This window comes from Marinomonas colpomeniae (genome assembly GCF_014803385.1).
GTDB classification, from domain to species: Bacteria; Pseudomonadota; Gammaproteobacteria; order Pseudomonadales; family Marinomonadaceae; genus Marinomonas; species Marinomonas colpomeniae.
Genome location: NZ_JACYFC010000002.1, coordinates 267,834 through 282,978, shown reverse-complemented (window position 1 = coordinate 282,978; position 15,145 = coordinate 267,834). Strand labels below are relative to the sequence as shown.

At 41.5% G+C, this 15,145-nt stretch carries 13 protein-coding genes; 9 read left to right on the top strand and 4 right to left on the bottom strand.

Annotated elements, in window-relative coordinates:
• The first annotated feature begins 628 nt into the window (after positions 1 to 628).
• The 6 genes from IF202_RS06495 to IF202_RS06470 all read left to right on the top strand — a co-directional run bounded on the left by IF202_RS06495 (position 629) and on the right by IF202_RS06470 (position 7,762).
• Positions 629 to 1,498: an NAD(P)-dependent oxidoreductase gene (locus tag IF202_RS06495; RefSeq protein WP_191594075.1), complete on the top strand. Its 870-nt coding sequence runs from the start codon at positions 629 to 631 to the stop codon at positions 1,496 to 1,498.
• Between the two features lie 537 nt (positions 1,499 to 2,035).
• Positions 2,036 to 3,628, top strand: coding sequence for an ABC transporter substrate-binding protein (locus IF202_RS06490; protein ID WP_191594074.1), 1,593 nt, complete (start codon positions 2,036 to 2,038; stop codon positions 3,626 to 3,628).
• A gap of 189 nt (positions 3,629 to 3,817) precedes the next feature.
• Positions 3,818 to 4,828 carry an ABC transporter permease subunit gene (locus IF202_RS06485; RefSeq protein ID WP_191594073.1) on the top strand — a complete coding sequence of 337 codons (1,011 nt, stop codon included), beginning with the start codon at positions 3,818 to 3,820 and terminating at the stop codon, positions 4,826 to 4,828.
• Positions 4,829 to 4,839: 11 nt separating this feature from the next.
• Complete coding sequence (dppC, locus tag IF202_RS06480) at positions 4,840 to 5,766, top strand: dipeptide ABC transporter permease DppC (protein ID WP_191594072.1); 927 nt, start codon at positions 4,840 to 4,842, stop codon at positions 5,764 to 5,766.
• An 11-nt stretch (positions 5,767 to 5,777) separates the two neighbouring features.
• Positions 5,778 to 6,746 (top strand): dipeptide ABC transporter ATP-binding protein, encoded by a 969-nt coding sequence (gene dppD, locus IF202_RS06475; protein ID WP_191594071.1) that lies wholly within the window; start codon positions 5,778 to 5,780, stop codon positions 6,744 to 6,746.
• Positions 6,743 to 7,762 (top strand): peptide ABC transporter ATP-binding protein, encoded by a 1,020-nt coding sequence (locus IF202_RS06470; protein WP_191594070.1) that lies wholly within the window; start codon positions 6,743 to 6,745, stop codon positions 7,760 to 7,762. The genes dppD and IF202_RS06470 overlap by 4 nt, the downstream gene beginning before the upstream one ends.
• A 115-nt stretch (positions 7,763 to 7,877) precedes the next feature.
• Here the strand turns inward: IF202_RS06470 and IF202_RS06465 are convergent, their stop codons facing one another.
• The 4 genes from IF202_RS06465 to IF202_RS06450 form a co-directional block, all read right to left on the bottom strand.
• Positions 7,878 to 9,383: a tripartite tricarboxylate transporter permease gene (locus IF202_RS06465; protein ID WP_191594069.1), complete on the bottom strand. Its 1,506-nt coding sequence runs from the start codon at positions 9,381 to 9,383 to the stop codon at positions 7,878 to 7,880.
• Positions 9,380 to 9,838 carry a tripartite tricarboxylate transporter TctB family protein gene (locus tag IF202_RS06460; RefSeq protein ID WP_191594068.1) on the bottom strand — a complete coding sequence of 153 codons (459 nt, stop codon included), beginning with the start codon at positions 9,836 to 9,838 and terminating at the stop codon, positions 9,380 to 9,382. The genes IF202_RS06465 and IF202_RS06460 overlap by 4 nt, the downstream gene beginning before the upstream one ends.
• Positions 9,839 to 9,904: 66 nt before the next feature.
• Positions 9,905 to 10,834 carry a tripartite tricarboxylate transporter substrate binding protein gene (locus tag IF202_RS06455; RefSeq protein WP_191594067.1) on the bottom strand — a complete coding sequence of 310 codons (930 nt, stop codon included), beginning with the start codon at positions 10,832 to 10,834 and terminating at the stop codon, positions 9,905 to 9,907.
• Between the two features lie 548 nt (positions 10,835 to 11,382).
• Complete coding sequence (locus tag IF202_RS06450; RefSeq protein WP_191594066.1) at positions 11,383 to 11,841, bottom strand: YehS family protein; 459 nt, start codon at positions 11,839 to 11,841, stop codon at positions 11,383 to 11,385.
• A 688-nt stretch (positions 11,842 to 12,529) separates the two neighbouring features.
• Here IF202_RS06450 and IF202_RS06445 point away from each other — a divergent pair.
• The 3 genes from IF202_RS06445 to IF202_RS06435 all read left to right on the top strand — a co-directional run bounded on the left by IF202_RS06445 (position 12,530) and on the right by IF202_RS06435 (position 15,118).
• Positions 12,530 to 13,369, top strand: coding sequence for a DUF3100 domain-containing protein (locus tag IF202_RS06445; RefSeq protein WP_191594065.1), 840 nt, complete (start codon positions 12,530 to 12,532; stop codon positions 13,367 to 13,369).
• A 1-nt stretch (position 13,370) separates the two neighbouring features.
• On the top strand, positions 13,371 to 13,853 hold the full coding sequence (locus IF202_RS06440; RefSeq protein WP_235963344.1) for a hypothetical protein: 483 nt from the start codon (positions 13,371 to 13,373) through the stop codon (positions 13,851 to 13,853).
• A gap of 104 nt (positions 13,854 to 13,957) precedes the next feature.
• The gene (locus IF202_RS06435; protein WP_191594064.1) at positions 13,958 to 15,118 is read left to right on the top strand and encodes a M20 aminoacylase family protein; all 1,161 of its coding nucleotides are present in this window, start codon (positions 13,958 to 13,960) and stop codon (positions 15,116 to 15,118) included.
• The last annotated feature ends 27 nt before the right edge of the window (positions 15,119 to 15,145 follow it).

Sequence of the window (15,145 nt, the reverse complement as noted above, 5' to 3'; positions counted from 1 at the left end):
AACATAACCGTTGAAAAACCTCAATATTTTCAACCACGCTGCCAAAATACGACTATTAACAACAAATACCTTTCTCTCATTTCTGAGAACGTTTTGTCGCCAATCAAAGCAAATAATGTACATTTAGATGAATAACAAAATCATCAGTTAACGGGTGACTTGGAATATTGAAATAAACTAAAAATAAAAATAACTAATTGTTTTACATGATATTTATATATTTAAACATTCTAATATAGAAATTATTAAAGCATAGATCGCCCCCAATTATTGTCTATTCGAAAGCGCTATTTATAGTATTAATTGTTTTTCCACTCTTGACAAAATACTTAAGAAATTGCAGTACAAAGATAAAAGGTCAAATTTGTACGAAATATGCACGATTACCTACAAAAACTTGCATTACTACGAAATAATCACCCGTCCAATTTTTCTTACACATAGTTATCCACAGAAAATCTCAACAGATAACACCTTCACTGTATTGCGGTAAATACCTATAAAGTCGACATATTTACTCAAAATAAGCCTCTGTATGCTCTATTTTCTTACTTTTTGTATATCGTAATTAATAAAGCAATCAGTATGATTAACCCATACTGAATAAATAACGACGGGAGTAAAAACCATGAAAGTAAGTTTCATCGGGCTGGGCACAATGGGTTATCCAATGGCAGGACATGTAAGCAAAGCGGGTCACGCTGTTGTTGTATATAACCGCTCCACTTTAAAGGCACAAAACTGGGTTGCAGAATACTCAGGAACGTATGCAGAATCCCCTGCACTCGCCGCTCAAGATGCTGACATTGTTTTAACCTGCGTCGGTAATGACGATGATTTACGTGCCGTATATCTTGGTACCGATGGTGCTTTTCAAAATGCTAAAGCCGGTACATTATTTATTGATCACACGACAGCATCGGCAGAAGTCGCTGAAGAACTTCATCAAATCGCTCAAGAACGTGGTTTCTTCTTTATGGATGCACCAGTTTCTGGTGGTCAAGCTGGAGCTGTGAATGGCGTTTTAACCGTTATGATTGGCGGTAACCAAAGCGATTTAGACAAAGCTCAGTCTGTTCTTAACTGCTATTCCAAAGCAACGTCATTAATGGGGCCTGTTGGTAATGGACAAATAGCCAAAATGGTTAATCAAATTCTGATTGGTGGAGTGCTATCTGGTTTATCTGAAGGAATTCGTTTTGCTCAAAAGGCAAACCTAGATATTGCAACCTTGGTTGATACGCTAAAACATGGCGCGGCAGGTTCTTGGCAGTTAGAGAATCGCGGCGAAACAATGGCGAAAGATGAATTCGATTTTGGTTTTGCCATTGAGTGGATGCATAAGGACTTAGGACTCTGCTTATCACAAGCTAAAAAAATGGGGGTCTCGTTACCTCTCACTCAAACAGTCGATCAAAACTATCAAGATCTTATGGCTGAAGGACGGGGTCGCCAAGACACTTCTGTGTTAATAAAAGCATCAGATAAAAAAAAGTAAAAAGCGTCATTTGAAAGCCATCGGTTGACTCCCAGCAGTCGGTGGCTTTCACCCTCAACACCTATCAAACTTAAAATCATAAAAAAATTCATCGGAAATAGGCTGACTAATTTACCGAATATCCACTCTGAAAAAGTATTTTGAAAAATAATTTTCTCTTTTTACCTCCACATTTCTTACGCTTTGCTTTTCTCTAAACCTTTAGATCTAGAGCCTTTCACTCGTTATACAAATTCTGTATTCATTACACGCATAGGCCATATCATTATTTCGATTGGTCATTTAATGCCATTTGAGTAATCTTCAAATACGCTGTTTTTTAATGATGTTGTTTATTCAGCATTGTTATTAATAGCAAAGGGGGCTCAAGGATGAGGCAGAGCAACTTCATTTAAACAGGAGTTTGAATGAAGTTTGTTTCTGAAGAACGAAAGAAAATTGACTTCGCCTTTCTAAAAAATCACAAAAGTAACGAATGCATTGATTCGACTTCCAACCTGCTTAATACGCATATAATTACACTAATGGAGAGTTACAATGAAAAAAGGGTTAGCCACACTAACACTTGCACTTATGGCTGCTGGCGCAATCAGCACGTCTACTCACGCTGCAACCACACTGGTTTACTGTTCAGAAGGTAGTCCAGAAGGTTTTAACGCGTCACTTTACACTTCAGGCACCACATTTGATGCTTCATCAAAAAACATGTTCAACCGTTTGCTAGAATTCAAACTAGGTACAACGGAAACGGAAGCAGGATTAGCTGAGAGCTACGATGTATCAAGCGACGGTCTTGAATACACCTTCCATTTGCGCAAAGGCGTACAGTTTCATTCAACAAAAGATTTCACACCAACGCGTGACTTTAACGCTGATGACGTAATTTTCTCATTTGACCGTCAAGGCAACAAAAACAACCCTTACCACATGGTTTCTGGTGGCTCTTACGAGTACTACACAGCGATGGGTATGGATACGCTGGTTAAAGACATCGTAAGAATCGACGACTACACAGTGAAGTTTGTTCTTAATCAACAAGAAGCGCCTTTTGTTGCCAATATGGCAATGGACTTCGCGTCTATCTTCTCTAAAGAACAAGCTGATGCTTTGATGAAAGCAGGCACGCCTGAAAAGCTAGACAGTGATCCAGTTGGCACAGGTCCTTTCCAAAAAGTTCAGTACCGTAAAGATTCTTTGATTCGCTACACAGCGTTTGAAAATTACTGGAAAGGCAAAGCGAAAGTTGACCGTCTTGTTTTCTCTATCACGCCAGACGCGTCTGTTCGTTATGCAAAACTAAAAGCTGGCGAATGTGATGTTATGCCTTACCCGAATCCAGCTGATCTTAAGCAAATGGAAGCGGATCCAAACATTAACTTGCTAAGCCAAGAAGGTTTAAACGTTGGTTACTTAGCGTTTAACACTCAGAAAAAACCATTTAATGATGTTCGAGTTCGTCAAGCATTAAGCCTAGCGACAGATAAGAGCGCAATCATTGATACGGTTTTCCAAGGCGCAGGTAAAGTGGCTAAGAACCCTATTCCACCAACAATGTGGTCTTACAACAACAAAGTTGTGGATTACCAATACGATCCTGTAAAAGCGAAGAAATTGTTAGCGGAAGCAGGATATCCAGATGGTTTTACTACCAATATTTGGGCAATGCCTGTTCAACGTCCATACAATCCAAATGCACGCCGTATGGCAGAAGTTATGCAAGAAGATTGGTCAAAAATTGGCGTTAAAGCAGAGATAGTTTCTTACGAATGGGGTGAATACCTAGATCGTTCTAAGAAAGGTGAGCACGATACGGTTCTACTAGGTTGGACTGGTGATAATGGTGATCCAGATAACTTCCTATACGTATTGCTTGGTTGTGAAGGCGTAGGCGGTTCTAACCGTGCACAATGGTGTAACGAAGAATTCAACAACTTATTGCTAGGTGCAAAACGTACTGCAGATAAAGCAGAACGTACTAAGTTGTATGAAGAATCTCAAGTTGTCTTCAAACGTGAAGCACCTTGGATCACGATTGCTCACTCTGTTGTTTACGAGCCAATCCGTAAAGAAGTAAAAGGCTATAAAGTAGACCCACTTGGTGGTCACTTCTTCTACAACGTTAGTAAATAAAAAACGTTTAGAAAGCCGTCCTTAATTGGACAACTTATAAAATGCCTGCTCGCTAGGACGTGAGTAGGCATTTTGTTCATAGAGCGGATCTGGTTAAACACCTAATCAAATCAAACGGCTATTCAAATAAAATAGCTCTTCAAATCGAAGTGATGCGCTCCTATAACATGGTAAGAGAATCAGTCCTTTATGTTTCAATTTATTTTTCGTCGTTTAAGTCTCGTTATTCCGACCTTTATCGGAATCACTTTATTGACCTTTACCCTTATTCGTTTGATCCCGGGTGACCCTATTGATGTCATGGCCGGTGAACGTGGCGTCAGTCCTGAGCGCCATGCTGAATTAAGCGCTCAATTGGGTTTTGATCAGCCGCTGTACATCCAATATTTTCGTTATGTGACGGGTGTTTTACAGGGTGACTTAGGCAACTCCCTCGTTACTAAAGAACCTGTAATGAGCGAATTCTTAACTTTATTTCCAGCAACGATAGAGCTTGCTCTGTGTGCCGTTATTTTCGCGATTTCGATTGGTTTACCCGCCGGAATTTTTGCCGCTGTGAAGCGCGGTACCATTGTTGATCATTCTGTCATGACATTTTCGCTGACAGGTTATTCCATGCCTGTTTTTTGGTGGGCTTTGCTGCTTATGCTGGTCTTTTCCGTCAACCTTGGTTGGACGCCTGTTTCTGGGCGGATCGACGTTACCTATTGGATTGACGATGTCACCGGCTTCATGTTGATTGACACATTCTTATCTGATGAAGAGGGAGCATTTGCCTCAGCCGTCTCGCATCTTATTTTGCCAAGTATTGTACTCGGTACGATTCCTATGGCCGTAATTGCCCGTATGACTCGCTCTTCCATGTTGGAAGTTTTGAGCGAAGATTACATTCGTACCGCCCGTGCAAAAGGCATTGCACCTTGGCGCGTCATTGTGATTCACGCGTTACGTAATGCCCTCATTCCTGTAATTACCGTAATCGGTTTGCAAGTCGGTATTTTGCTGTCTGGCGCAATTCTAACGGAAACGGTTTTTGCCTGGCCTGGTGTTGGTAAATGGCTTATCGAGTCCATTGGTCGCCGTGATTACCCTGTTGTACAAGGCGGTATTTTAATTGTGGCTTGTATCATCATTTTTGTGAATCTCATGGTGGATATCACTTACGGCATCATCAATCCACGCATTCGACATAGCCGATAAGGAGACGTTTTATGACCATTCAAACTACAAGTACGACAAAAACGTCAACGGACAACAGCCTAGTATCGGCACCTGTTCCTATGACACCGTTTCAAGAGTTTTGGCACTATTTCAGCAGTAACAAAGGCGCTTTAGGTGGCCTAATTGTTATCGCATTGATTTTCTTTATGGCGATCTTTGCCAATTTTGTTGCACCCCATTCTCCGTCTGATCAATACCGTGATGCTTTGTTATTGCCACCAGCCTGGTTGGAAGGCGGTAACTGGTCTTTTGTCTTAGGCACAGACGACGTTGGCCGCGACATTTTATCCCGCTTAATTTATGGCTCTCGTCTCTCTATTGCCGTTGGCATTGTGGCTGTGACGGCGTCTTTGATTATGGGGATTTTACTTGGCCTTGTAGCTGGGTATTTCAAAGGTCTTATTGATACCGCGATCATGCGTATCGTCGATATTATGTTGGCGATGCCAAGCTTGTTGCTAGCGATTGCGATTGTGGCGATTTTAGGGCCAAGCATTGTGAACGCGGCATTGGCCATTTCTATCGTGTCATTACCGCATTATGTGCGATTAACCCGTGCGGCAACCATGGCCGAGATGTCTCGTGATTACGTGACATCCTCTCGTGTTATTGGCGCAAGTCCGTTACGTCTTATGTTTGTGTGTATTCTGCCAAATTGTTTAGCCCCCTTAATCGTGCAAGCAACACTTGGTTTTTCAAGTGCCATTCTTGATATGGCTGCGCTTGGCTTCCTTGGGTTAGGTGCTCAACCACCAACACCGGAATGGGGATCTATGTTGGCCAACGCTTTGCAATTCGTACAACGCGCATGGTGGGTTGTGACCTTCCCAGGTTTGATCATACTGATCACGGTATTGGCGTTTAACCTCATGGGCGATGGCTTACGCGACGCTCTTGACCCTAAATTGAAACAGTAGGAGAGGTTCAGATGTCCCTGTTACAGTTGGAAAATTTAAGCGTTACCTTCGGCAACTTTCGTGCCGTAGATAACATCAGTTACAAGATCGAAGAAGGTGAAGTTCTTGGTATCGTTGGCGAATCTGGCTCAGGAAAAAGTGTCAGTTCTTTGTCGATCATGGGATTAATCGATTTCCCCGGCAAAGTGACCGCAGACAATTTATCTTTTGACAACCAAGATCTGCAAGCGATGCCAGAAAAGCAGCGTCGTAAGCTAACAGGCTCCGACATTGCAATGATCTTCCAAGACCCAATGACAAGTTTAAACCCATGCTTTACTGTGGGTTATCAAATAATTGAAGCCTTAAAAACACACCAAGGCGGCAGTAAAAAAGAACTGAAAGCTCGTGCCATTGAATTACTGACTCAAGTCGGTATTCCTGCACCAGAATCACGTTTGGACAACTACCCGCATCAGCTTTCTGGTGGTATGAGCCAACGTATAATGATCTCTATCGCCATTGCGTGTAATCCACGTCTACTGATTGCAGACGAGCCAACAACGGCTTTAGACGTGACAATACAAGCTCAGATCATTGATCTACTGATTGATTTACAACGCCAGAAGCAAATGGGCTTAGTGCTGATCACTCACGATTTGGCTCTTGTGGCGGAAGTGGCTCATCGCGTTATCGTGATGTACGCAGGGCAAATTGTAGAGTCAGGCCCCGCAGCTGAAGTGTTTAGTACGCCAAAACACCCATACACACAAGCTTTGCTGGCTTCTTTGCCAGAATCGGCCGCAGGTAAGGCTCGACTTGAAGCGCTTCCAGGTGTGGTGCCTGGTCAATATGATCGCCCCCTCGGCTGCTTATTAAGCCCGCGTTGTCCTTATGCGACCGATCATTGTCGTAAAGTAGAACCAGCGAACCAAGGCGACATTCATCGTCAAGTGAAGTGCCATACGCCATTGGACAGCGAAGGGAGACCAGCCGCATGAATCAATCCGATAGCCAATTAATTTTAAAAGCGGAAAACCTCAAACAGCATTACCACGTTAAACAGGGTTTGTTTAAACCCAATGCCGTTGTCAAAGCCGTTGATGGGATTAGTTTCAACCTTGAAAAGGGCAAGACACTAGCTGTTGTAGGGGAGTCTGGTTGTGGTAAATCGACCCTAGGTCGCATGCTCACTATGATTGAAACACCAACAGCTGGAAGCTTGGCGCATCTAGGTGAAGACTTACTAACTTTAACGAAAGATGCTCAAGCCAAATTACGTCAGAAGATTCAGATCATCTTCCAAAACCCTTACGGTTCATTGAACCCACGCAAAAAGATTGGAGCAATTTTAGAAGAGCCTCTGATCATCAACACGACATTGTCAAAAGCAGAACGCAAAGAAAAAGCGCTGACGATTATGTCGAAGGTGGGCTTAAAGGCAGAACATTATGATCGCTATCCGCATATGTTCTCTGGTGGACAACGTCAGCGTATTGCCATTGCCCGAGGCTTGATGCTTGACCCAAACGTCATCGTCGCTGATGAGCCTGTCTCAGCCCTCGACGTCTCAGTTCAAGCACAGGTATTGAACTTGATGATGGATTTGCAGGAAGAGTTTGGCTTGAGCTACGTATTCATCTCCCATGATTTATCTGTGGTAGAACACATCGCCGATGACGTGATGGTGATGTATCTCGGTAAAGTGGTGGAGCAAGGTACTCGTGAGCAATTGTTCGAGAACCCAAAACACCCTTACACCTTGGCTTTGTTATCGAGTACACCTCAGCTGTCACCAGAGAAGCGCCGTACGCGTATTAAATTAGAAGGTGAATTACCATCACCGCTTAATCCGCCGTCTGGTTGTGCTTTTCACGGTCGTTGTAGCTACGCGAATGATCGCTGTCGTAATGAAACCCCAGCATTGCGTTTAGACGGTCAAGAACTAGGTCACCTAATTGCCTGTCATGCAGTAGAAGAAAATCGCATAGAAACACTTGCAGGAAGCGCAGCGTAAATGTTGATTCTTTTCCTACATTAAAAAATATAAAAAAAACGCCCAATCGGGCGTTTTCTTATCTGCGATTTAAACTGTTAGTAGTTAAACCTCTATTTCTAGTTCTTTCTCAAAACTATTTGGCTGCTTCCACTTCCGCAATAACCGCTTTTTGTTTTCGATTTAACTTTATCGCCGTATAGATAGACAATGCTGTTAAGCCTAAGAAAACCAGAGTAATAGGTCTTTCATATAGAAACGACCAAGAACCCTCTGAAAGAAGAAGAGCTTTACGTAGATTTGTTTCCGCCATTGGGCCAAGAATCATAGCAATCAATATTGGCGACAAAGGCACTTTAAGTTTAATAAAGAGAAAGCCTAACAATCCAAAGAATGCCGCTATCCCTACATCAAACATAGAGTTATTGATTGAGTATGCACCAATAATCGATAAGAACATGATAATTGGAATCATCAAAATTCTAGGTATTTCAATGATCTTACAAAAGAAACGAATGCCTAAGAGCCCAACTACTAACATCACAATGTTTGCGATTAACATGGAACTGAAAATACCGTAAACGATATCAGGGTTATAGGTGAACAATAAAGGGCCCGGAGCAAGACCTTGAATTATCAAAGCACCAAGAAGGACGGCAGTTACTGCATCACCAGGAACACCGAGTGTAAGAAGAGGAACTAAGGCACCACCTGTTACACCATTATTACCCGCTTCTGCCGCGCTCAACCCTTTGATAGAGCCGTTACCAAAATCTTCAGGTGTTTTAGACGCACGCTTCGCTTCGTTATAACTAACAAAGGCGGCAATATCAGCACCGGCACCTGGAACACTACCTATAACGGTACCGATCACACCACTTTTAATGGCCGTAGGCGCTATTTCTTTTAAGTCTTTTCGACTTAGCATTTTCAAACTAAATGAATCTAGTTTTTGCTTTTTATCAGATATAACGCCTTCTAATTGAGTCAGCGCTTCAGATAAAGCGAACAAACCAATTAATACAGGAATGATGCTAATGCCGTTGTATAAGTCCTGTACGCCAAATGTAAAACGAGGAACACTAGTAATAGGGTCAAGACCAACAACAGATATCAAAAGACCAATTGTACCCGCTAATAAGCCTTTCATGATATCGCCACCAGAAATGGTGGAAATGATCGTAAGACCGAACAACGCAAGGGCAAAGTATTCTGGAGCACTAAACTTCAAGGCAAAGCTAGCAAGTACTGGTGCAAATCCAATCAGTAGCACTGTACTAATAAATCCGCCTGTAAAAGAGGAGATAGCTGAAATACTAAGTGCTCTGGCCGCTTGCCCATTTCTTGTTAAGGTATAGCCATCTAATACACTGGCGGCTGAGGCCGGTGTTCCCGGCGTATTCAATAAAATGGCCGAAATAGAGCCACCATAAATCCCACCAATATAAACACCAATCAGCATTACAAGAGCAGCTGTAGATTCCATTCCAAATGTGAATGGAAGCAAGATTGCTACACCCATTGTTGCTGTTAAACCAGGCATTGCGCCGAGGATAATCCCGCCGACAACACCAAAAATTAGAATAGGTAAAATGTCAAAACTGAGAGCCGTCATCAGGCCATTCAACAAGTGATCCATCATAATACACCTCCGAATATCAGCCCTTCAGGAAGAGCAACAAAGAAAACATTCGCGAAAATGTAATACACAGCACAAGTAAAGAGAATCGCCGTAATGTAGTAACCAATAATCTTAATCTTAAAGAACAACAGGTACACAATAAACGCAGCTAATGTTGAGATGAAGTAGCCAAAGACATAAATCAAAGCAACGTAAGAAATAATAAACGCAGCACCAAACAATGAATATTTGTTAAAGAAGGCCGCTTGGTAAGAAATTTCTTTTCTATTGAGAAGTTCGCCTAAGATAATAAAAAAGCAGATTATTATTTGTATGATCGCTACAGCGGTAGGAAAAAACTTAGACGTCACACTCGCGTCTTGAAAACGCGGAGTTGGAAACTGACTGATGAAATACAGTGCGATAAAACTTATAACAACAACTATTACCGGAAAAATAAGGCTTTTAGTTTTCATGTCCACAACCTATTTGTTACAAAAACGCCCCTAAATAAATTAGAGGCGTTTTTTAATGTGTGTCACTTATTGATTAATAAGAGCACCTAAGTTTTTAGAATCTTGAGCAACAAATTCAGTAAACGCTTTCGCATCTAAATTATGAATTGTCATAGCACCATTTTTCATAAACTTAACGAATTCAGGTGAAGCCATTGCTTTATCAAACGCAGCACCTAGAGTCTCAACAATTGCATCAGGTGTATTTTTTGGTACACCAAGTCCACGCCACGTACCCGTAGACACATCAACACCTTGCTCTTTCAACGTTGGAACATTTGGAAGAAAGGCAATGCGCTCTTCAGACATGATACCAAGTGCTTTTAATTGGCCTGCTTTAATTTGAGAAAGCGCTTCGCCTGGTGTCACCATAGTGACTGCCGTATGACCACCCAATACAGAAGGAATTGCTTCTGCTGAGCCATTGTAAGGAATTGCATTTAGCTTGATGTTTTGGCTATTTTCTAACGCCATTAGATAGAAGTTTGGTTTCGCAGTAGAAGCGAATTTAACACCACCATCACGTTTCTTAGCTTCAGCAACTAATTCGTTGATGTTATTGAAAGGGCTGTCTTTGCTTACAAGAACAACCGCTGGGTCTAAGTTGACCATACGAATCAGTTTGAAATCGTCTGCATCATGCTGCATCAAACCCATTTGAGGTAAAGACGCAATTTCACGAGTGACAACAGTAACAGTATAACCGTCTGGACGTTGTTGAGCACCAAAGCTCATACCAACTGCACCAGAACCACCTGTTCTGTTCATAACGATGATGTTTTCACCAAGAATATCTTTTGTTGAGTTCGCGATAGCACGGCCAACAGAATCGGTACCGCCACCAGGACTAAAAGGTACAACAAGTCGGATTGTTTTAGATGGGTAGTCAGCAGCAGTGGCGCCGGTCATAAAAGCGAAAGCAGCGACTATTAACGTACTTTTTATAATTTTTTTCATACGATTACCTTTTTATATTTGTTTTTTATTAACATCTAAGCATCTAGTTAAAGATCGCTGTAGATGTGTGTATTTTTAAGTTTCTATCTACACTTAGTCACCTTAGAGCAAAAAAAGTTTGATCACGACCAGACCAGAAGTAATAACAATTACTGTCATCTAGGTGACCAATAAGCTTCTCAACAGTCATGAGGGCACGATCAAATCAAGGCTTAACTTTAAGCTAGCATTAAAGTGTTATTGTAAGACTAATTTAAAAATCGCTTGTGGACAATCCTAACTCAGAGTTTTTTGTGTAAATAAATTCAGAATTTTCGCCATGACCCGCCTCAATAAAAGGGAAGCCCACTATAAAAAGATCATATTAAAGCGCTATCAATAAGAGCGGACATGATAAAAACGTAGACGCACAAAAAATGCAGAGAAACAGAAGTAAGAGTGAGGAGATTAAACTTAATTGATTTAAGCGTTAGTATGATGGCGTTCTAGTCAATTTTTATCTATCACGCCTATCACTTTCTATATTTATCTAGAGCCAACAATCATCATTAAGCTCGGTGCTGTTTTTGCAACCCCATTAAGAAGTTACGTAGGATTTGATCCTTACATTCGCAATACTGTCGAGTGCCTTTTTTACGAAAGAATGAGCTCAGCTCGTGACGACTTAAATTGAATTCTGCTAATGCCATAATGTCTAGAATATCGTCTGCTTGTAGGTTCAAAGCAATACGCAATTTCATAAAAATAGCATTGTTAGTTAAACGTGTTTCAGCTTCTGGCTGTGGGCCTTCACGTTTGCCTCGCTTACTATTAATAAAGCCGTTTAAAAAAGTTGCTAGTTCTACGTCAACCATTTCTACGTAACCTGCATCATCCTCTTTCTTTAACCAACTCGTCACTTGGTCTTGCGTTGCAACACCGTCAGCTTGGCTGAACATGTCTACAATAGTCAGTTCTTTTAGGTCAAAAGTGTAGCGAAGGCGGCGTAAAACATCGTTATTATTCAAAGTAAAATCCTGTATTCGATTTGTCAGTCTAATCGACATGAAAAGCTGAACATTTTATGGGCGCTATTTTAACAGAATTGAGAATAGCACCCTATTTATTATTTTCCCCTTTGCTCAAAAAAACATCATTACAGACCTTATTAAGGTAATGACCCAAATTCACAAAGGGAAAACTTGTTTATCAAAAACTATTAAAGTAATGATTCATACTCTACAACAATTCAAAAAATAAACAGCTTTCTCCAGACTTTCTCTTGTTTATGCCTTAAAAAGACCAAAACTGTTATTTCCGATCTCATTTTTTTATAGATCATTTCATACTAACTCAGTCTATTTTAATCACTTTTTGAAATAAGTAAAAAGAGTAGATACAAGGCCACAAATATTACTGTGAAGCGTAAGATCGTTCGGATGCACCATAACGATGCGTGAAGAGTATTAACCCACACATTGCCTTCTAGAGTACAAGGTCACTTTTTCTAAGAAGATCATTATTAGTGCAACTCATCCCTATAAAAGTGCAAGAAACACTCATGGAATTCACTAGATTCTGACAGAGCAATAACTTAAAAAAAGTACTTCTTCGCCATTGTTGCCTTAAAAGCAACAACGCCATTATTAAAAGGCAACAAATAAAAGCGTTTTATAACCGTGTCATTAACTTATAAAAAATCACTGGAGCATTCCCATGAAGCCTGAATCTACACCCACAAGCTTATTGCTGAATTGGCGATTGCATTTAATCGTTATTGCGATGTCTGTTATCTCTGAATGGATCGGCATTCAAAGTATTCCTGTTGCAAATGCTAAGCTACTATTTTTACCCTTGTTCTATGCTTTTATTTTATGTCTTTTCTTTAACCCTAATATTCTGAAGTTTTCAGAGAAAATCATCACCAAAAAACAAGCGTCTATTGCCGCGCCAATCATTGTGATCGGTATTCTGCCTTTCATTGCCAAATTCGGAACCTTAATAGGACCTGCTCTGCCTAAAATTGCAGAAGCTGGCTCTGCTATGATTATTCAAGAATTAGGTAATTTAGGCACCATGCTAATCGCTATGCCAATCGCCGTCTTGGTATTTAAAATGGGTCGTGAAGCCATTGGCGCAACTTTTTCTATCGCTCGCGAGCCAAACATTGCATTAATCTCAGATCGTTATGGGTTAAAAAGTAATGAAGGTATCGGCGTGATGGGCGTTTACGTGATGGGCACCATGTTTGGTACGATTTACTTCGCTTTATTAGCAGGTTTCTTTGCTTCCACTGGGTGGTTTGATCCTCGCGCACTCGCAATGGCTTGTGGCGTTGGTAGTGGCAGTATGACTGCAGCGTGTTCAGGTACGTTAGCAACATCCTTTCCAGAAATGAAAGATGAAATTCTTGCCTTCGCGGGTGCCAGTAACTTACTGACAAATGCAACAGGCTTATATGTTGCGATTTTCATTACCTTGCCTTTCTCTGAATGGTTCTACAGAAAATTATCAAAAGACAATACGAGTACAATCACTTCAAAGGAGTCACATTAATATGACTACTCAAACTGACACTATGAATGAAGAAGCATCAAAAGAAATTCGTCTAACATTGAAAGAAAGCATTATTGCGCTGATTGTGATGTGTTTGGTCAGCCTTGTCAGTAACTGGGCAGGAGCAGGAACCGATTTTTTCGCAGCATTGCCAGCCATGTTGATTATTTTTGCTATGGTCGTTGTCGGTATGTTGTTGTCAAAATTCATCCCTATTGGCTTTCCTGCAGTCGCTTGGGTATCCCTTGTGAGCGTTTTGCTGACCATTCCTGTGTCGCCGGTTGCCGCGCCAATTTTGGCAGAACTGAAAAATATCAGCTTCCTTGCGATGGTTACGCCAGTATTGGCTTACGCAGCAATGGCAATCACTAAAATGGAAGTGGATTTGTTCAAACGCTCTGGCTTTAAGATTGCTGTGATCTCTATCTTAGTGTTCACTGGCACCTATATTGGCTCCGCTCTTATCGCGAATGCTTTCCTTTAGTTAGCCCAGAATTAAGTCACCAAACATAATCAATCTGTTTGGTGACTTGCACACTATTTACATGCCATTCGACTTTTACCTTGCATGAATAATTTGGAGTGAAGATGTCAGATATCAAACAGCTTGTTGTAGACGCCAAAGCATGGCGTAGAAACTTTCATCAACATCCTGAACTGGGCTTTGCCGAACACCAAACCTCACAACAAGTCGCCGATTTATTAACCAGCTTTGGTCTAGAAATTCACACTGGTATAGGTGTAACTGGCGTCGTTGGCGTTTTAAAAAATGGTGATGGTCCAAGCATTGGCTTACGAGCCGATATGGATGCGTTACCTATCCAGGAACTAGGCGCACCAGAGCATAAATCTCAGCACAGCGGCTGCATGCATGCTTGTGGGCATGACGGTCACACGGCAATGCTTTTAGGTGCAGCCCGTCATTTGGCTGCCACTAAGCCTTTTAATGGCACGATTTATTTTGTCTTTCAGCCCGCTGAGGAAAACCTTGGTGGCGCTCAAAAAATGATAGAAGACGGATTGTTCACTCGTTTTCCAATGGACGCGATTTACGGTCTGCATAATTGGCCTGGATTACCCGCTGGCCACATTTCGGTCAACGATGGTGCAATGATGGCGTCTCTTGATACCTTTGATATTAAAGTCACAGGGAAAGGCTGTCATGCCGCTATGCCTCATATGGGTATTGACCCTATTGTCGCGGCATCAGATATTGTCTTGCGCCTGCAGACTATTGTGTCTCGTCACATTTCTCCACTGGAATCCGCCGTGGTTAGCATCACTATGTTTAACAGTGGCGAAGCCATTAATGTGCTGCCTGAATCAGCATCATTACAAGGAACCGTCCGCTGCCTTAACGGCGTCGTCCGTGACCAAGTTCAAACACTACTGGAAGGTTATATCGACAGCTATAACCAATCACCCGGCCTGTCTGTTGAACTTACGTACCATCAAGGTTATCCGGTCACAATGAATCATGTAGAACACGCAGAGATCGTTTCTCAGGTAGCTAACAAACACCTTGGTGATGAACGTTCTCATAGAAACACTCCGCCTTCTATGGCATCTGAAGACTTTGCGTTTATGCTAAATGAATGCCCGGGTGCGTATTTTTGGTTGGGCGTAGATGAAGAAGAATCTATTGCGTTGCATAATCCTTATTACGACTTTAATGATAATGTCATTGAGGTCGCCATTCGGTTTTGGTGTGATTTAGTAAAACAGCGATTGCCTATTCATAAAGAATAATCATTCGATACTTTCCGTTATACTCTT